This window comes from Crenobacter cavernae, from assembly GCF_003355495.1.
GTDB classification, from domain to species: domain Bacteria; phylum Pseudomonadota; class Gammaproteobacteria; order Burkholderiales; family Chromobacteriaceae; genus Crenobacter; species Crenobacter cavernae.
The window spans coordinates 625,001-643,017 of sequence record NZ_CP031337.1; the positions used below are offsets into that span (position 1 = coordinate 625,001).

Genomic DNA, 18,017 nt, shown 5'->3' on the forward strand with positions numbered 1-18,017 from the left:
CCGCCTGCCTGGACGCAAGGTGGTGCTGTCTAACGGGCCGACTCACTATGTGGAAGGCGTCGTCGAGCGGATGGGGGTCGAGCGCCACTTCTTCGATTGCTACGGCGTCGAACGGCTCGCCTTCCGCCCCAAGCCGCACAAGGCGGCTTTTCGCGCGGTGTTGGCCGAGCACCGGCTCGATCCGGCCCGCTGCGTGATGGTGGAGGATTCGCTCGAGAACCTGAGGAGCGCGAAGGCGCTGGGGATGCGTACGGTGTGGGTCAGCAGGGAGGCACGCCGTCCGGCCTATGTGGACCGGCGCGTCGGCCGCATCGCCGAACTACTTCGTTTTTGAGGCGCTCCCCCGCATCCGCCACTCGTGAATCAGCGACGCGATCAGGCAAACGCCGGCGATCCACGGCCACAGGTGGGACAGGAATTCGACCAGCGCGCCCATGTTCTCCAGATGACCATAGCCCCAGCGGAACAGGCCGAGCATGTCCTGCGAGTCGGCGCGCAGCGGCCAGATCGCCGCGACCGACTGGCTCGCGACCAGCGCCAGCAGCGCACAGACGGTCTGTACCTTGCGCCCGAAGCGGGTGATACCCCAGACGAGCAGGAAGCCCGCCGACAGGCCGGTCATCACGTTCTGGTCGAACCATTCGAAGAAGGCGAACGGTTTCAGCAGTGCGCCCGCGGCCAAGAGCTTGAACAATAGCGCGAGCAGGATCAAGCCGGCGACCGCGCGCGCGGTGTAGCGGCGGTGGCGCAGGAAACAGGTGGCGAACAGCAGAAACGCGATCAGGTTCAGCATCGCCCCGACGGCTTCGAGCAGGAACAGAAACAGCATCGGGTCGTCGAGTGGCGAGATGAAAGGCTGCGGCAGGCCGATCGGGCGCACGACGACGCCGAAGATCGGCACCGACGGGTTCAGCTGGGTCACGAACCACAGCACGATCAGCACGACCGCGTAGTCGGCCGGGCTGCCGGCGGCGAACCATTCGGCGCGCCAGTAGCGGATATGGCGCCAGGCCCAGACGGTGAACGGACTGATCGCGAGCATCGCCCCGGTGGCCGCGCCGGCGACGTTGTACGCGATGTCGAGGTTGGAGGCGACACGCGTCGGCAGGAACTGCTGCACGAACTCGACGGAAAAGCTGGTCGCACCGGCGGCGGCGATCGCCCACAAGCAGCCGAGCCAGCGCGAGCGCGGCATCAGCGCCAGCGCGAAGCCGTAGGGAATGTAGATCAGATAATTGACGACGTTGTCGAACAGCCGGAAATAGTAGGGCAGCGGGTAGAACAGGAATTCGAGCAGCGGCCGGCCGGAATAGGCCCAGTCGGTAAACGGGTAGAAGCTGGTGAACGCGATCACCGCCAGCATCAGGAGAGCGACGTGGGCGGGCAGGCGGGACGTCGAAGTCGGAGGCAACATGACGCGGTTAAGGGGTACCCCAAGGTTGGCCGAGCCGCCCGACCGGGGAAACCGGCCGGGCGCGGGCTAGACGCTTACTTCAGTTTGATCTCGGACCATACGCGGTTGAGGTCGCGGCGCTGCTTGGCGTTCAGATCCTGCAGCTGCTGCAACTTGGCGACGTCGGCCTTGCCCGGGAAGATCGCCGAGACCTTGGCGATCTCCGGCTTCACGAACGGCTTGGCCGCGGCGTTCGGGTTGCCCGAGCCCACTTCGTTGGTCAGGTCGGCCGCGTTCTTGCCGTCGGCCATAAAGTTGATGAACTTGTATGCCAGATCCTTGCGCGGCGCATCTTTCAGTACGACGAAGTTGTCGAGCGACAAGGTGTTGCCTTCCTTCTGCAGAGCGAAGCCGACGCTGAACGGGCGCTTGGCCTTCTTCGCGTCGACCTGCGCCTGGAACATGTCGCTCGAGTAGCCGTGCGCGACCCAGATGTTGCCGGTCGTCAAGAGCTTGATGTAGCTCTGGTTGTTGAAAGCGGCCCAGAACGGCTTGGCCTTGAGGATCACTTCCTTGGCGGCCTTCCAGTCGTCCGGGCTGGTGCTGTTGGCCGGTTTGCCGAGGTACATCAGCGCGGCGGCCATCAGTTCGCGCTGCGAGTCGAGCACGGTGATCTTGCCCTTGATCTTGGCGAGCACCGCCGGATCGAAGATCAGCGCCCAGCTGTTCGCCTTGTCGAGCACGCCGGCCTTCTTCAGCTGCGTCTCGTTGTAGCCGAGCAAGGTGGTCGTGAACGAGTACGGCACCGAGTACTGGTTGCCCTTGTCGAAGAAGGTGTTCAGGTAGCCGGGGTCGAGGTTCTTGAAGTTCGGCAGCTTGGACTTGTCGAGCGGCGCTGCGGCCTTCTGGTTGATCAGCGTCTGCACCGCGAAGCCGGTCGGCACGACGATGTCGTAGCCCTTCGCGCCGGCGGCGAGCTTGGCCAGCATCTCTTCGTTGTCGCCGTAGAAGTCCTGCACCAGCTTGCACTTGCAGGAGGCTTCGAAGCGTTTGGCGGCGGCTTCCGACAGATAGTTGTTCCAGTTGTACAGATGCAGTTCTTCGGCGGCAAAGGCGTTGGCCGAGGTGGCGAGTGCGAGCGCGAGCAACAACTTCTTCATTAGGATCCCTTTCACTGGCGGGAAGAGCATGACGACGGGCGGATCGCGCCGCCCGGACCGGGTTCACCCATTTGTTCTGAGAGCGCTGGGCGATACGCGCGACGCGATCACGATCAGCACGAGCGTGAGCAGCATCAACAACGAGGATACCGCATTCACTTCGGGTGTGACGGCGATCTTGATCATCGAGTAAATCTCGAGCGGCAGCGTCGACGCGCCGGCGCCGGCGGTGAAGAAGGTGATCACGAAGTCGTCGATCGACAGCGTGAACGCCATCAGCGCGCCGGCGATGATGCCGGGCATGATCAAGGGCAGCGTCACCAGACGGAACGCCTGCAACGGCGTGGCGCCGAGGTCGCGCGCTGCCTCGACCAGGCTCTCGTCCATGCCCTGCATCCGCGCGCGCACGACGATGGCGACGAAGCCGATGCAGAACGCGATGTGCGACAGGATGATGGTGCTCATCCCCAGCTCGAGGATGCCGATCATCTGGTTCACGAGCACGTAGAAGATCACCAAGCTTACGCCCATCAGGATTTCGGGAATCGCGATCGGCGTCAGCACCAGGAAGGGCAGCAGCCTGAGCTTGTACTTCGACAGCGCGACACCGGCGAGCGTGCCGAACACGGTCGAAAACAAGCTCGACACGATGCCGATCATCAGCGAGTTGCCGGCCGCGGTCAGCATCTTCTCATTCTGGAACAGCTGCGTGTACCAGTGGGTGGTGAAGCCGACCCATTCCGCGTTCAGCTTCGAATCGTTGAACGAGAACACCACCACGATCACCAGCGGCAGGTAGAGGAACAAGTAGGTGATGACGGCGGCCGCCCACAGCCACCACGACGGTTTCTTAGCCACGTTTTCCCCTCCTGGCCAGCACGGCGCCGAGCGCCGCCATCAACAACACGCCGCCGGTCAGCATGATCGACAGCACCGAGCCGAACGGCCAGTCGCGCGTGTCGAGGATCTGCTGCTTGATCAGGTTGCCGATCATGATCGAATCGGTGCCGCCGAGGATGTCCGGGATCGCGAACATGCCGAGCGCCGGGATGAACACCAGCGCGGAGCCTGCGAACACGCCGGGCAGGGACAGCGGCCAGGTCACCTTCCAGAAGCGCTGCCAGGCGCTGGCGCCGAGGTCCTGCGCGGCGTCCAAGAGCGCGAGGTCGTGCTTCTCGAGGTTGGCGTACAGCGGCAGCACCATGAACGGCAGGTGCACGTAGACCATGCCGACGATCACCGCGAACGGCGTGAACAACAGCTGCACCGGCTCGAAGCCGAGCGACGTCACGACCACGTTCACCGCGCGGGTGAACGCCGACGCCGGGCCGAGGATGATCATCCACGCGTAGATGCGGATCAGGAAGTTCGACCAGAACGGCAGGATCACCAACAGCAGCAGCAGGTCGCGGTACTTCTTCGGGCTCCGCGCGATCAGCCACGCGAGCGGGTAGCCCATCGCGATGCACGACAGCGTCGTCACCGTCGCGTAGCCGGCCGACTTCAGGAACAACTGCCAGTACAGCGGCTCTTCGAACAAGCGCTGGAAGTTCTCCAGCGTCAGGTCCCACACCAGCTTGCCGTCCTCGATGTTGTACATCGGCGCGAGCCCGCCGAATTCGCCGGGGAAGCGGAACGCCGCGACGAACATGATCGTGGTCGGCACGAGGAAGAACAGCACGAGATAGACAAGCGGCGGCCACGACAGCACCCACTTGCCGAGATTGTTTTTCACCCAGTTCACCGCGTCACTCCGTCACGAAGCTGCCGGCGTCGAAGCGCCAGGCGATCTCGACGCTATCGTCGTCGTCGAACAGCTTGGCGAGGCCCGGCGCGCTGTTCGGCAGCATGGTCTCGATCAAGACGCCGTCGCCGACCTCGACCATATAGATGGTGACATCGCCCCGATACAGGCAGTCGTTCACGCGACCCTTGAAGTGCGCCTCGTCGGCGTCCGACGCCAGCGCTCGGCCAACCTTGATCTTTTCCGGGCGCAGCGCGAACCAGCCCTTCTGCCCCGGCGCGGCGCCGGCCTTCGCGCGCACGCGCATCTGGCCGCAGCCCCTGATCGCGATCGTCATCGTGTCGTCGCCGCCCACCGCCGCGACTTCGGCCTCGAGCACGTTGCACTGGCCGATGAAGTCGGCGACGAAGCGGTTCTTCGGGTAGCTGTAGATGGTTTCCGGCGTGTCGAGCTGCTCGACCTGGCCATTGTTCATCACCGCGATGCGGTGCGACAGCGCGAGCGCCTCGCCCTGGTCGTGCGTGACGTAGACGAAGGTGATGCCGACTTCCTTCTGCAGGTTGATCAGTTCCAGCTGCATCTGCTCCCTGAGCTTGGCGTCGAGCGCGGACAGCGGCTCGTCGAGCAGCAACACGCGCGGACGGTCGACGAGCGCGCGCGCGATCGCGACGCGCTGGCGCTGGCCGCCGGACATTTCGTGCGGATAACGGTCGCCGAAGGCGGTCAGGCGCACGTCTTCGAGCAGTTCGTCGACCTGCGTCGCGATCTTCTTGGCGTCCCAGCCGGCCATCTTCAGCGGGAAGGCGATGTTCTCGCGCACCGTCATGTGCGGGAACAGCGCGTAGCTCTGGAACACGGTGTGCACCGGCCGTTTTTCCGGCGGCACGCGCGACATGTCCTGGCCGTCGAGCAGGATCTGCCCTTCGTTCGGTTGTTCGAAACCGGCCAGCATTCTAAGAAGGGTGGTCTTGCCGCAGCCGGAAGGGCCGAGCAGGGTAAAGAATTCGCCGGCCTCGATCGACAGGCTGACGTTGTCCACGGCGGTGAAGTCGCCGAAGCGTTTCACGACGTTCTTGATTTCCAGCAGAGCCATGAGCTTCCCCGCCCGATGAAAAAGGGCGCCATTGTAACAAAAACCCCCCGTTCGGGGACCCGTCAGCCCGTCTTCGTTTTGGGTCGCCGTGCCGAAAAAAAGCCATGCCATCAAGGTCTCGGCCAACGCTTTAACAAGCGCAAGCCGGGCAGCTGTCATGGTAAACCATCCCCTTCCTGCCATGCAGCATGACGACGCGTCACCACGTCCCTTTTTCAAACCAACGCTGGAAACGCGCGACCCACGGGTCGATGTCGACGCGCTGCGCGGCGAGCCAAGCACGGTCGTAGTAGCTCTCTAGGTAGCGGTTGCCGTCGTCGCAGATCAGCGTGACGACCGAACCGACCTCGCCACGCGCCGCCATCGCGCTCGTCAGTTCGCACACGCCATAGAGATTGGTGCCGGTCGAGCCGCCGCAACGTCGGCCGAGCACCCGTTCGAGGAAGTGCAGCGCGGCGTAGCTGGCGGCGTTCGGCACGCGGATCATGGCGTCGATCACGCTGGGGAGGAAGGACGGCTCGACGCGCGGCCGGCCGATGCCCTCTACGCCGGAGCCGCCGTGGCATTCGAGGTCGCGCCGGCCGGTCAGATACGCGTCGTAGAACACCGAGTTGTCCGGGTCGACCACGCACACCTTCGTCGCGAGGCCCTTGTAGCGCACGTAGCGGCCGAAGGTCGCGCTGGTGCCGCCGGTGCCGGCGCCGACGACGATCCACGATGGAATCGCGTGCGGTTCGAGCGTCATCTGGCGGAACACCGTCTCGGCGATATTATTGTTGCCGCGCCAGTCGGTCGCCCTTTCCGCGTAGGTGAACTGGTCCATGAAGTGGCCGCCCAATTGCTCGGCCAACCTTCGCGATTCGTCGTACAGCGCGGCCGGGTCGTCGACCAGGTGGCAGCGACCGCCGTAGAAGGCGATCGCGCGGATCTTTTCGGCCGACGTGCCCTTGGGCATCACCGCGATGAACGGCAGGCCAAGCAAACGTGCGAAGTAGGCCTCGGACACCGCGGTGCTGCCGCTAGAAGCCTCGATGATGGTCGTACCCTCCTTCACCCAGCCGTTGCACAGCGCGTAGAGGAACAGCGAACGCGCGAGCCGGTGCTTGAGGCTGCCGGTCGGGTGGGTCGACTCGTCCTTGAAGTAGAGGGCGATGCCCGGCAGGCCGGGGATGGTGAGCGGGATCAGGTGCGTGTCGCTCGAACGGTTGAAGTCGGCCTCGATCTTGCGGATGGCCTGCGCGACCCATGGATTCATGTCGTCACCCCCGGTTTGATGTCAGCTTCATTCTACGCACGGCAAAGGCGCACCGCGGGGTGCGCCGCCCCGGTCGCGTTGCGATGGCCTGCTCGCACCCGGCCGACGTTGACTTGGGATCAAGCCGGCAGTAGCGTGCGACGCACGGGGCAGATTACCGAAGCTCCGATCTAGATCATGAAAGAATCATGCGATACCACGACCTGAGGGACTTCCTCGCCCAGCTGGAACAACAAGGCGAACTCAAGCGCATCGCGACGCCGGTGTCGCCCCGGCTCGAGATGACCGAGATCGGCGACCGCGTACTGAAGGCCGGCGGCCCCGCGCTGCTGTTCGAGAACCCGACGCTGGACGGCCGGCGCTTCGACGTGCCGGTGCTCGCCAACCTGTTCGGCACGACTCGCCGCGTCGCGCTCGGCATGGGCGCGAGCGACGTGATGGAGCTGCGCGAGATCGGCAAGACGCTCGCCTACCTGAAAGAGCCCGAGCCGCCGAAGGGCTTCCGCGACGCGTGGGACAAGCTGCCGCTGTTGAAACAAGTCTTGAGCATGGCGCCGAAGGAAGTGAAGAAGGCGCCGTGCCAGGACGTGATCGTCGAAGGGCCGGACGTCGACCTCGGCCAACTGCCCATCCAGCACTGCTGGCCGGGCGACGTCGCGCCGCTCGTCACCTGGGGGCTGACCGTCACGCGCGGCCCGCATAAGAAGCGTCAGAACCTCGGCATCTATAGACAACAAGTCATCGGCAAGAATCAATTGATCATGCGCTGGCTCGCGCACCGCGGCGGCGCGCTCGACTTCCGCGAGCACCGCGTCGCCCATCCGGGCACGCCTTTCCCTGTTTCGGTGGTCTTGGGCTGCGACCCGGCGACCATCCTCGGCGCGGTGACCCCGGTGCCCGATACCTTGAGCGAATACCAGTTCGCCGGCCTGTTGCGCGGCAGCAAGACCGAACTGGTCAAATCGATCGGCAACGACTTGCAGGTGCCGGCGAGCGCCGAGATCGTGCTCGAAGGGGTGCTGAGCCCTTGCGAGGCGGGTTTCGAAGGAAAAACCGAGCACGGCGTGCCGGTGAAGGAAAAGGACGGTTACCTGCACGCGCTCGAAGGCCCGTACGGCGACCACACCGGCTACTACAACGAGCAGGACTGGTTCCCGGTGTTCACCGTAGAACGCATCACCAGCCGCCCGAGTCCGATCTACCACAGCACCTATACCGGCAAGCCGCCGGACGAGCCGGCCATCCTCGGCGTCGCGCTGAACGAGGTGTTCGTACCGATCCTGCAGAAGCAGTTTCCCGAGATCGTCGACTTCTACCTGCCGCCGGAAGGCTGCAGCTACCGGATGGCGGTGGTCAGCATCAAGAAGGCCTACGCCGGCCACGCCAAGCGCGTGATGCTCGGCTGCTGGAGCTTCCTGCGCCAGTTCATGTACACCAAGTTCATCGTCGTGGTCGACGACGACGTGAACACGCGCGACTGGAAAGAGGTCATCTGGGCGATCACGACGCGCATGGACCCGGTGCGCGACACGACGCTGATCGACCACACGCCGATCGACTACCTGGACTTCGCCAGCCCGATCTCGGGCCTCGGCGGCAAGATGGGGCTGGACGCGACCAACAAGTGGCCGGGCGAAACGATGCGCGAATGGGGCACGACCATCGTGATGGACGACGCGGTGAAGCGGCGCGTCGACACGCTGTGGCAGGAGCTTGGGCTGTAACAGGGCCGGACCTTAGGCGCTCGGCCAAGTTTTTTGGAACTCGAAGCCCTCAAGGGGCGGATGGACGCCCGGCCCCGGGCACGAGAAGCCATGGCAAATTCCGTCGAATCCCACTACAAGCGGCTTGCCTTGCCACGAATCGCTGCGACAATGCAGACCACCCTGTGACTACCTAGGAGTTTCCATGCCCCGCAACCCGCAATCGAAACAGCGCCTGAAGCGTCTGAGCCCGCGCCAGCAGAAAAAACTGCGCGTCGGCGCGTTCACCGAAATGGGCTTCGCCTTCGAGGCCGCGCTGAAGGACGGCCTGGTGCCGGCGGCGGAAGACGCCTTCCTCGACGCGTGGCTGAACGAGGTCGACACCCAGGGCGTGAGCTTCGGCGGCAGCTTCGACGCCGGCTCGCCGTCCATCCTCAACGGCATGGTGTTCCCGGTGTCGGGCGTCAAGGTCGACGCCGACCTGCGCGAGACGCTGATCGCGTGGCTGGCGCAGCGCGCCGAAGTCGCCAGCGTCACCGCCGGCGAACTGTCCGACGTCTGGCACGGCGAATAGGCTCGGCCTGCGTCATGAAAAAGCCCCGCGATGCGGGGCTTTTTTGTCGGGAATTTAGCCTTACGCGTGCAGGAAAGCCGCGAGGCAGGCGGTGCCGATGAAGAACACGCCGGTCACCGCGTTGAACAGCTTCTTGCCGGTGTACGAGCGCAGGAAGGGATTCACCACCTTGGCCGACAGGCCGTATGACAGCTTGCACGCGACGTCGACCGCGATCCAGGTCGCGACCATCACGCCCAGCTGCACGTAGATCGACTTCGCCGGGTCGATGAACTGCGGCAAAAAGGCGATGAAGAACAGGATGTCCTTCGGGTTGCTGATGCCCAGCAAAAACGCGCGATTGAACAGCAGGCCGAACTTCGGCTCGAACAGCACCTGCGCGGCCTTGCCGGTTTCGGCGGGCTTTTGCACCGGGATCAGTACGGTCTTCAGGCCCAGGTAGGCGAGGTAGGCGGCGCCGCCGTACTTGGCGACGTTAAAAAGCAGCGGCGACGATACGATCAGCGCGCCCAAGCCGAGCGCCGAGATCACGAGCAGGATCAGCGACGCTGACACGCCGCCGGCGATCGCCGGCCACGACTTCCTCAGCCCGTGGTTGATCACGTTGGAAATCATCAGCAGCGACAGCGGGCCGGGGATGGCGATCACGACGAAGATCGCGGCGACGTACAGCAACCAGACGTCCAGGTTCATCGGTATTGTCTCCTAGTCTTTTTGTTCGAAGCTTCAGGGGTCCCCGAAAAAGGACACACGCCGCAAGAGGCGGCGTGCGGGGGGATGCAGCGATCATAGCATTCGTCGCGCGGACCGAGACAGGGACAAAAACCTGCGAGAGCTTGCGGTACAGTCGGGCTCGGCCAACGTCAGCGAAGGGGTTGCACACCCCCCTCGCCACTGGCCAGCCGCTTAGCTTTTTTTGGAAACGAGGACGGCGTCGGCTCGTGAAGGCATTGCCTACACTATTGACACGGGGCTCCCCCGTGTCTTCACAACGACTAAGGAGAAGAAGATGCATTCCAAGCTACTGGCGGGTGCGCTGATCGTCCTGGCCATGCAAGGCGTACAGGCTGCCGACACGCCGATGAAAGAGGAAGCCCTGCTCCTCCCCTCGGCCGAAATCCAGTGGAAAGACGCCCCGAAGCTGGGCAAGGGCGCCAAGATGGCGGTCCTCGAGGGCAAGCTCGACCAGGCCGAACCGTTCACCTTCCGCGCCAAGCTGCCGCCGCGCCTGCAGATCGCGCCACACACCCACCCGCTTTGGGAGCGGGTCACGGTGCTGTCCGGCACCTTTCACTTCGGGCTGGGCGACAAATTCGACCGCACCAAGGCGCGCGCCTATCCCGTGGGGAGCCTGCTCGTCATTCCACCGGGACAGAGCATGTTCGCCTTTGCCGGAACACGCGGCGCCACCATACAAGTTCACGGCACCGGTCCCTGGGGCATCGATTATCTGGAGCCCGGCGACAAGTGAGCAGCAACCACCGCGGCTCCTGACATGAGCCTGGCGGCTTCGGCACGACAAAGACACGCGCGAGGGAGTCTAGGGATTTATCACCGGCCTTCGCTGCTCGACTTTTCGCGACTCGCAGTCGCACAGCTCGCTGTAGCGGTGGCTCGCGCAGCAGCGCAAGGACGGGCCGGTCGGGCGCGACAAGCGCGCCAACCAGTAGTAGACGCGCAGCCAGTGGCGGCGGAGCGAGCGGGCGGCGCGGATCAGGCGATGGTGACGCCGGGAGTCGGTGCGAGCGGGGGGCTTCGCGCGATGAGAGTCGGGCTCGGGTTCGGCGACGAGCGGATAAAAGACGTGCATGGCAGGCTCCGTGTGGGGAAGTTCTGCATTCATGCTAGGCAGGCGGGTATCAGGATCGCGTAAAGAAACGGACGGACGGCGTAAAGAATCGGCAAGGTTGGCCGAAACGGGCGTCTTACCGGCTAGCCGCCGAAATGGAGCGCGGCCCCTATTCGGCCCTGCTCACAGCGCTGATGTACGCTCCTCGGGAAGTCGCCGCGGCCCACCCCAAGCCATCTATAGTCAGGAAGAGAGGATAGCCGGCCGCTCGTACGCTTGCGGGCGAACGGCAGCCGTTCAGCCATCCGCTTGCAGCCCGCCCTCTCTGTGGGAACGGCCGTCGATCCCTCCACTCGAGTCAGGAGGTCACGATGGGACGCTTATACATTGACTGCCGCGAATATCCGAGCGAATCGCACTGCAGCTTGGCGATGAGCGCGGACAGCGCAGAAGAATTGCTGGAGGCGGCCGTCCAGCATGCGGTGGCGGTCCACCAACATCAGGATACGCCAGAGTTTCGTCAACAAATCAGGCAGCTGTTCAAGGAAGGGACGCCGCCCGTTGAGTCGCCGCCTCATGCATGGGACATAGAAACGGGCTAGCGCTGTGCCCGGCCCGTTCTATCGGTAGCCGACAAAAGCCTGGCGCGAGCCGGGCTTTTCAAGACACTAGCCGTCATGTCTCGAGACTACCGCAGATTCAAAGGTAAAGGCCCTCCGGCCGCTACTCCACCAAACGCACCCAATCCTGCGTCCGCTCCGCCGCGTTAAACTCCCGCACCACCTGCTGCAGCAGCCTAAACGCCGCCTCGGCGTCGAGCGATTCGCACGCGACGGCCAGGCTCTCGAGATAGGCCGCCAGCTCTTCCGGCGGCAGGTGGTACTCTTGCGCGCGCAGGATGCGCGGGTGACCGGTGCCTAGCACGCCGTCGCCGATCAGCAACTCCTCGTACAGCTTCTCGCCTGGTCTCAGACCCGAGTAGCGGATCTCGATGTCGCCGGCAGGGTGCAACTCGTCCTTCACCTCGAGGCCGGACAGATGGACCATCCGGCGTGCAAGCTCGGCGATCTTCACCGGCTCGCCCATGTCGAGCACGAACACGTCGCCGCCCTGCCCCATCGCGCCGGCCTGCAGCACCAGCTGCGCCGCCTCGGGGATGGTCATGAAGTAGCGCGTGATGTCCGGATGGGTGACGGTGACCGGGCCGCCGGCGGCGATCTGCTCTTTGAACAGCGGCACGACCGAACCGGAAGACCCCAGCACGTTGCCGAAGCGCACCATCACGAAGCGCGTGTCGCCGCTGCTCTGTTCACACTGGGCGTGGCGCGCCTGCAGGCACAGCTCGGCCAACCTCTTGGTCGCGCCCATCACGTTGGTCGGGCGGACGGCCTTGTCGGTGGAAATCAGCACGAAGGTCGACACGCCGGCGTCCTCGGCCGCCGCCGCGCAGGTGTCGGTGCCGAACGCGTTGTTGACGATGCCGGCGACCGGGTTGTGTTCGACCATTGGCACGTGCTTGTACGCCGCCGCGTGGTAGACGGTGTCGACGGAAAACGCGCGCATCACCGATACCAGCCGCGCGTGGTCGGTGACCGAACCGAGGATGGCGACGCGCTCGATGCTAGGCGCGAGCTTCGCCAGTTCCTGGTCGATCGCGTAGAGCGCGTATTCGGACAGCTCGAACAGCACCAGCCGCTTCGGCTTGCCGCGCACGATCTGGCGACACAGCTCCGAACCGATCGAGCCGCCGGCGCCGGTCACCATCACCGACAGCCCGTCGATATTGGCCGACAAGAGCTCCTTCTTGGGCGGCACCGGGTCGCGGCCGAGCAGGTCCTCGATGTCGACCTGCTTGAGTTCCTCGACGCGTACCTCGCCGGTCACCAGGTCGGCCAGACGCGGCACACGCTGGATCGGCACGTGCAGCGGTTCGAGCGCCTCGATGATCTCGCGGTGGCGCGCGCGGCTCGCCGACGGGATCGCGAGCAGCACCTGCGCGAAACGCTTCCTGCCGACCAGCTCGGCCATGCGCGCCGGGTCGTACACCTCGACGCCGCGGTAGGTGCGGCCCCACAGGTCTGGCTTGTCGTCGAAGAAGGCGACCGGCTTCATGTCGCGCCCCGACTGCAGCGCAGCCATCAGCGCGAGGCCGGCGTGGCCGGCGCCGTAGATCGCGACCGGCGTGCGCGGCATCTGGCCCGCGTCGATGCTGCGCAACAGCCCGCGCAGCAGGAAGCGGCTGCCGCCGATATACGCCATCGCGAACACCCAGAAGATCAGGATCGACGAGCGCGGGAACGGCGTGATGCGCGCCATCACGATCACCGCGGTCAGCACCAGCACCGCCAGCGTCACGCCGTAGAACACCGTCGTCACGACGCGGTCGTCCATGAAGCGGATCACCGCGCGGTACAGGCCGAGCTTGATGAAGATCGGGATCACCCACAAGGGCGGCACCGCGAAGATCCACAGGTAGGGGTCGAGCTTCGGGTCCCACGCGCCACCGAGGCGCAGCAGCACCGCCGAAAGCAGCGCGAGTGGCAGCAACAGCGCGTCGAGCACCATCAGGAGCGCCATCTTGTGGTGGCGCGAAAAGGACAGCAGCGAATCGAGCATGGTCAGCGGGTGACGATCTTCTTCAGGGGTGGCAAGGATGATGGCGATATCGCCGAAGAGCGTGTGGCTCTTTGCGTAGCGCGCCGAATAGGCGAGCTTCTCGGGCATCACCTGCTGGATGTAGGCAGTTTCCGGGTCGACCGCGGTCGCGAGGATGTCATTCTCGTCGATCATCTCGATCGACGCCCACTCGGTGATGCCCGGGCGCACCGACAGCACCAACGCCTTCACGTCGGCCGGGTAGTGCGCGACGTAGCGTGGCACCTCGGGGCGCGGACCGACCAGGCTCATGCTGCCGAACAGCACGTCGATCAGCTGCGGCAGCTCGTCGAGCTTGGACTTGCGCAAAAACGCCCCGGCGCGCGTGACGCGGTGGTCGCGGCCGACCGTCAGCTGGCCGTGCTTTTCGGCATCCACGCGCATCGTCCGGAACTTGTGGATACGGAACGGCACGCCGAAGCGGCCGACGCGCTGCTGGCGGAAGAACACCGGGCCCTTCGAATCGAGCCTGATCCAAACCGCGACCGCGATCAGCAGCGGCGATAGTGCCAGCAGGCCGGCGCTGGCCGCCACGATATCGAAGGCCCGCTTGGCGACGCCGCAGCCGGGCCTCGCGCGTGAAGGCTCGGCCAACGTTTTGGCCTCGTTCATGCGCCGAGAATCCCGCGCACGGCGGCGATCACGCGCGTCTGGTCGGCGTCGCTCATCTTCGTGTACAGCGGCAGCGTGACCTCGGCCTCGAACGCGGCGTCGGCGATAGGGAAGTCGGAACTTTTCAATCCGTAGCCGTCGCGCCACACCGGGTGGCGGTGCAGCGGGATGAAGTGCACCGAGCAGCCGATGCCCTTCTCGGCCATCTGCACGATGAAGTCGTCGCGGCTGACGCCGGCCTCGGGCTTGATCCGCACCGGATACAGATGCCAGGCGTGCAGGTCGGACGCCAAGGTTGGCCGAGCCGGCAGGATCAGCGGCAGGTCGGCCAGTTCCGCATCGTAACGCGCCGCCATCGCCTCGCGCTCTTCGCGGAAACGCTCGATCTTCTTCAGCTGGTGCAGGCCGATCGCGGCGGCGATGTCGGGCATGTTGTACTTGAAGCCGGGCGCGACCACCTCGTAGAACCAGGCGGGCGTCTTCGACACGTAGCGGTCGAACGCGTCGCGGCTGATGCCGTGCAGGCGCATCACCTTGCAGCGCGCGATGATGTCCTTGTGCTTCGACACCACCATGCCGCCCTCGCCGGTGGTCATCGTCTTGTTCGCGTAGAAGCTGAACACGGTGACATCGCTATCGAGCGTGCCGATCAGCTTGCCCTTGTAGGTCGTCGGCAGCGCGTGCGCGGCGTCTTCGATGATTTTCAAATTATGTTCGCGCGCGATGGAAATGATCTCGTCCATCTCGCACGCGAGGCCGGCGAAGTGCACCGGCATGATCGCTTTTGTTTTCGGCGTGATCGCCGCGCGGATCGCGTCCGGGCTGATGTTGAACGTCGCCGCATCGACGTCGACGCACACCGGGTGCGCGCCCAGATAGCGCACCACCTCGGCGGTCGCGGTGAAGGTGTAGGTCGGCACGATCACTTCATCGCCCGGTTGGATGCCGACCGCCTCGAGCGCGAGGTGCAGGCCGGCGGTCGCCGAATTGACCGCGATCGCCTCGACGCCATCACCGATGAAGGCCGCGAAGTCGGCCTCGAACTGTTTGGTCTTTGGCCCGGTGGTCACCCAGCCGGAGCGCAGCGCGTCGACCACTTCGGCGATTTCTTCTTCGCCGATGTCGGGCAGCGCGAACGGGAGGAATTTTTGTTCGGACATATTCTGCATCTATCGCTTGTCTAATGACCGCCGACTTTGGGATGGGGGCGAGTCAAATTCGTTTGAAATTGTTCGGGATGACGCGTGGGCACGCTGCGCTTTGCCCACCCTACCGCGCTCGGTCGCACCAAAGGTTGGCCGAGCATTAGCCGCGCTCATCCACGTAGATCTCGATCCGCTCCTTGCCGCCGCCGACGTTCTTGCGCCTGAGCCGCAGCACGCCGACCTCCCCGGTCGTCTTCAGGTGGGTGCCGCCACACGGTACTCGCGCGAAGCCGGCGACTTCCCAGTAGCGTCGCTCGTTCGCCTCGTCGGAGAAGGCGCTGACGATGGGCGCGTCGGCGTCGATCAGCGCCTGCGCCTCGCGCGTCAGCTCGGCCAGCATCGGCGTCAGCGGTTCGTGCCACACGAAGTCGATACGCGCCTTGTCCTCTGCGATGTGCGCGCCGACCTTGCCGACGCCGGCGAGCCGCCGCGTGACGAGTTCGAGCACGATCTCGGCGGCGAAGTGCAGCCGCATCAGCTTGTAGCGGCGCGGCCAGTCTATCTTCACCGTCACCACGTCGCCCGGCCACAGGCCGTGGTCGGGCGGCAGCGTGTAGACGATGTCGCGTCCCTGCCAGCGCGCGGCGAGCACCCTGTGGCCGGCGATGCTGCCGGTGTCGCTCTCCTGCCCGCCCGACTCGGCGAAGAACACCGTCGCCGCGAGCGTGACGTCGAGGCCGGCGACGTGCGCAACGCGCGTGTTGAGCGTGGTGAGGTAGGGGTCGGCCCAGAAGACCTTGTCCGTCATGCGTATTCCTTGGCCAGGCAGGCCGGCATCTTAGCTGATGGCCGCGCCGGCGGTCGGCGGAGCCCATGTCGTCTTTCTTTCAGCTCAGCATCCCGGGCGCGGAAGGTCAATCATCCGCGCAAGCGGCAGGCGTCGAGAAAACGCCGCGCCAGCACGCGGTAGTCGTGCTTTTCCAGCACCGCCTGCCTACCGGCTTCGCCCATGCGCGCACGCTCGGTCGCCGGCAGCGCTACCATCCGCCGCACCGCGTCGGCGATCGCCGCCGGGTCCTCGGCGGCGACGGAAAGACCGGCGCCCGATTCGGCCACCAGGTCGTTGCCGGCCTCGACCGAGTGGATCACCGGCTTGCCGGCCATCAGGTAGTCGAACAGCTTGTTCGGGTTGATGCCGAAGCGGTAGATCGGCAGGCGCCGCCAGCCGATGAACAGCGCGTCCATCTGTTCTAAAAACGCCGGCACCGCGCGCTTTTCGATCGCGTCGAGGAACACCACGTTGGCCGAGCCTCGCGCCTTTTCTGCCAGCGCCGCCTTGTCCGGGCCGTCGCCGACCAGCACGAAGGTCACCGGCACATCGTTAAGCTGCGCGGCGGCGTCCAGCAGGTAATCGAGCGCGTTCGCCAGGCCATGGCCGCCGGCGTAGCCGACGAGGAAGCGCCCGGCCGCCTTCAGCTCGGCCAACCTTGCGGCGTGCACGGCCGGCAGCGGCGCGGGATCATCCTGCCATTCCTCGACGTCGACGCCGTTAGGGATCACCGCGTACTTGGCCGGCTCCATGCCGTGCTCGACCATGTAGTCCTTCGCGCACGGCAGCATCGAGATCACCGTATCGGCCTTTTTATATCCAAAATCCTCGGCCCACTGCAGCAGCCGCACGAAAGGATGCTTTTTCGACATGCCACCGACCTCTACCGGCGTCAGCGGCCACAGGTCGTGCACCTCGTACACCAGCCGCGCACCGGTCTTTTTCGCGAGCCACGCCGCCGGCACGGTGTCGAGCGGGTAGGTGCTCGACGCGATGATCAGGTCGGGCTTCTCGCGCTGGATGCGACCGGTCAGCCCCACCAGCCGCCTGAGGAAGGCGAAGATGTTGACCACGCGCTTCGCGCCGTTGCCGCTGTATTCGGGGGTCCGGCACCAGGTGTAGGTGACGCCGTCGATGACCTCGTCGCGGCAGGGCGTGTCCAGGCTCGGGTTGACCTGCCGCAGGTGCGAGAAGTCGGCGGCGACGATGTGCACCTCGTGCCCCGCCCTCACCCACTCGCGCGCGAGGTAGTACGGCCGGAACTCCATGCCGTGGCACGGGCTGCCGGCGTAGTGGTTGAGGTAGAGGATGCGCATCAATACTCCAGCGCGCGGCGCAAGGCCGGCAGACGGCACGACACCGCCGGGACCGGCGCCGACCAGCGCGCTCGCGCCGGGTTCTTCAAGCGTTCGTGGTACACGCTGCCGGGCACTTCCCGCCATTCGCCATCGAGGTAGGCGAAGTGATCCGGTCTCACGCGCACGATCAGGTCGCGGCGCTGCCGTTGGCCTTCGATCAGGTAGTCGTAGCGCACGGCGGCGCGGCCGCCCTGCGCGAGCGGCGCCGGCTTGATGCGGCCGCGGCGGCCGTCCTTTTCATGCGGCAGGAAGGCCAGCTTCCCCGCCACGCGGCCGTGTTCCAACACCAGCCGCGCCGCCACGCTCTGGTGGCGGTCTCTGAGGTAGTAGCAGCGCTCGACAGCGGCCTCGGCCAAGGTCGCGGCACCGACGAGCGTCAACGCCAAGAGCGCGCGCTTCATACTTCGCCGTCCTTGTCGTAGCCCTTGCTACGCGCTTCTTCGTCCAGCCCCTTGAAGCGCGCCTCGTTGAAGCGCCAGCCGATGTAGCACAGGATGGCGATCAGCGCCGCGAGCGAGCTGACGTTCATCAGGTGGTAGACCGGGTCGGGGTTCAGCGGCTTGCCGCGCGCGACGTCGTATAGATACCCGACCGGCAGCGCGATCGCCATGTAGATCAGCCCCTTGCGGGCGATGAAGGCCAGCGGGCCCTTCTTGCGTTGCAGGCGCCAGCGCGCCCAGAATGCCCCGGCGGTTTCGCGTGCCATG

General features: G+C 65.3%; 19 protein-coding genes and 1 pseudogene (1 of these 20 cut by a window edge). 5 read left to right on the forward strand and 15 right to left on the reverse strand.

What is annotated here, in order from left to right; translation table 11 throughout:
* Positions 1-334, forward strand: partial view of a pyrimidine 5'-nucleotidase gene (locus DWG20_RS02930; protein ID WP_115432403.1) — the 3' portion only. Its footprint begins 290 nt before the window's first position; only the last 334 of its 624 coding nucleotides appear in the window; the start codon falls outside the window, past its left edge; it ends in the stop codon at positions 332-334.
* Here the strand turns inward: DWG20_RS02930 and DWG20_RS02935 are convergent.
* The 6 genes from DWG20_RS02935 to DWG20_RS02960 form a co-directional block, all read right to left on the reverse strand.
* On the reverse strand, positions 320-1,414 hold the full coding sequence (locus DWG20_RS02935) for a VanZ family protein (protein ID WP_115432404.1): 1,095 nt from the start codon (positions 1,412-1,414) through the stop codon (positions 320-322). The genes DWG20_RS02930 and DWG20_RS02935 overlap by 15 nt on opposite strands.
* 74 nt (positions 1,415-1,488) lie before the next feature.
* On the reverse strand, positions 1,489-2,553 hold the full coding sequence (locus DWG20_RS02940) for an ABC transporter substrate-binding protein (protein ID WP_115432405.1): 1,065 nt from the start codon (positions 2,551-2,553) through the stop codon (positions 1,489-1,491).
* Between the two features lie 63 nt (positions 2,554-2,616).
* Positions 2,617-3,411, reverse strand: coding sequence for an ABC transporter permease (locus DWG20_RS02945; RefSeq protein ID WP_115432406.1), 795 nt, complete (start codon positions 3,409-3,411; stop codon positions 2,617-2,619).
* On the reverse strand, positions 3,404-4,297 hold the full coding sequence (locus DWG20_RS02950; protein WP_245944758.1) for an ABC transporter permease: 894 nt from the start codon (positions 4,295-4,297) through the stop codon (positions 3,404-3,406). The genes DWG20_RS02945 and DWG20_RS02950 overlap by 8 nt, the downstream gene beginning before the upstream one ends.
* Positions 4,298-4,301: 4 nt before the next feature.
* Positions 4,302-5,390: an ABC transporter ATP-binding protein gene (locus DWG20_RS02955; protein ID WP_115432407.1), complete on the reverse strand. Its 1,089-nt coding sequence runs from the start codon at positions 5,388-5,390 to the stop codon at positions 4,302-4,304.
* Positions 5,391-5,589: 199 nt separating this feature from the next.
* Positions 5,590-6,645: a PLP-dependent cysteine synthase family protein gene (locus DWG20_RS02960; protein ID WP_115432408.1), complete on the reverse strand. Its 1,056-nt coding sequence runs from the start codon at positions 6,643-6,645 to the stop codon at positions 5,590-5,592.
* 188 nt (positions 6,646-6,833) lie between these two features.
* Between DWG20_RS02960 and DWG20_RS02965 the strand changes: the two genes are divergently transcribed.
* Both DWG20_RS02965 and DWG20_RS02970 read left to right on the forward strand, forming a co-directional pair.
* The gene (locus DWG20_RS02965) at positions 6,834-8,369 is read left to right on the forward strand and encodes a UbiD family decarboxylase (protein ID WP_115432409.1); all 1,536 of its coding nucleotides are present in this window, start codon (positions 6,834-6,836) and stop codon (positions 8,367-8,369) included.
* 184 nt (positions 8,370-8,553) lie between these two features.
* The gene (locus DWG20_RS02970) at positions 8,554-8,922 is read left to right on the forward strand and encodes a 50S ribosome-binding protein YggL (RefSeq protein ID WP_115432410.1); all 369 of its coding nucleotides are present in this window, start codon (positions 8,554-8,556) and stop codon (positions 8,920-8,922) included.
* Positions 8,923-8,982: 60 nt separating this feature from the next.
* On the opposite strand, the gene DWG20_RS02975 is transcribed toward DWG20_RS02970, so the two are convergent.
* Positions 8,983-9,615 carry a LysE family translocator gene (locus DWG20_RS02975; RefSeq protein ID WP_115432411.1) on the reverse strand — a complete coding sequence of 211 codons (633 nt, stop codon included), beginning with the start codon at positions 9,613-9,615 and terminating at the stop codon, positions 8,983-8,985.
* Positions 9,616-9,931: 316 nt separating this feature from the next.
* Between DWG20_RS02975 and DWG20_RS02980 the strand changes: the two genes are divergently transcribed.
* Positions 9,932-10,393, forward strand: a complete 462-nt coding sequence (locus DWG20_RS02980) for a cupin domain-containing protein (RefSeq protein ID WP_115432412.1) — start codon at positions 9,932-9,934, stop codon at positions 10,391-10,393.
* A gap of 69 nt (positions 10,394-10,462) precedes the next feature.
* Here the strand turns inward: DWG20_RS02980 and DWG20_RS02985 are convergent, their stop codons facing one another.
* Entirely contained in the window at positions 10,463-10,732 is a 270-nt protein-coding gene (locus DWG20_RS02985) for a hypothetical protein (protein WP_115432413.1), read from the reverse strand.
* A gap of 350 nt (positions 10,733-11,082) precedes the next feature.
* On the opposite strand from DWG20_RS02985, the gene DWG20_RS02990 reads away from it, so the two are divergent.
* Positions 11,083-11,313: a DUF1059 domain-containing protein gene (locus DWG20_RS02990; protein ID WP_115432414.1), complete on the forward strand. Its 231-nt coding sequence runs from the start codon at positions 11,083-11,085 to the stop codon at positions 11,311-11,313.
* A gap of 121 nt (positions 11,314-11,434) precedes the next feature.
* On the opposite strand, the gene DWG20_RS02995 is transcribed toward DWG20_RS02990, so the two are convergent.
* From DWG20_RS02995 to DWG20_RS03020, 7 genes and pseudogenes are all read right to left on the reverse strand, one after another.
* A complete protein-coding gene (locus DWG20_RS02995; protein ID WP_181881001.1) occupies positions 11,435-13,327 on the reverse strand; it encodes a polysaccharide biosynthesis protein in 1,893 nt (630 codons plus the stop codon).
* Positions 13,328-13,411: 84 nt separating this feature from the next.
* Positions 13,412-13,978: pseudogene (locus DWG20_RS16680) on the reverse strand (sugar transferase); the annotation flags it as partial.
* Positions 13,975-15,138, reverse strand: coding sequence for a DegT/DnrJ/EryC1/StrS family aminotransferase (locus DWG20_RS03000; protein WP_115434715.1), 1,164 nt, complete (start codon positions 15,136-15,138; stop codon positions 13,975-13,977). The gene DWG20_RS03000 and the pseudogene DWG20_RS16680, both read right to left, overlap by 4 nt.
* A gap of 145 nt (positions 15,139-15,283) precedes the next feature.
* A complete protein-coding gene (locus DWG20_RS03005) occupies positions 15,284-15,931 on the reverse strand; it encodes an alanyl-tRNA editing protein (protein WP_115432416.1) in 648 nt (215 codons plus the stop codon).
* A 110-nt stretch (positions 15,932-16,041) separates the two neighbouring features.
* Positions 16,042-17,268 (reverse strand): glycosyltransferase family 4 protein, encoded by a 1,227-nt coding sequence (locus DWG20_RS03010; protein ID WP_115432417.1) that lies wholly within the window; start codon positions 17,266-17,268, stop codon positions 16,042-16,044.
* Entirely contained in the window at positions 17,268-17,711 is a 444-nt protein-coding gene (locus DWG20_RS03015) for a hypothetical protein (RefSeq protein ID WP_115432418.1), read from the reverse strand. The genes DWG20_RS03010 and DWG20_RS03015 overlap by 1 nt, the downstream gene beginning before the upstream one ends.
* Positions 17,708-18,016 carry a hypothetical protein gene (locus DWG20_RS03020; RefSeq protein WP_115432419.1) on the reverse strand — a complete coding sequence of 103 codons (309 nt, stop codon included), beginning with the start codon at positions 18,014-18,016 and terminating at the stop codon, positions 17,708-17,710. The genes DWG20_RS03015 and DWG20_RS03020 overlap by 4 nt, the downstream gene beginning before the upstream one ends.
* Position 18,017 lies beyond the last annotated feature (1 nt).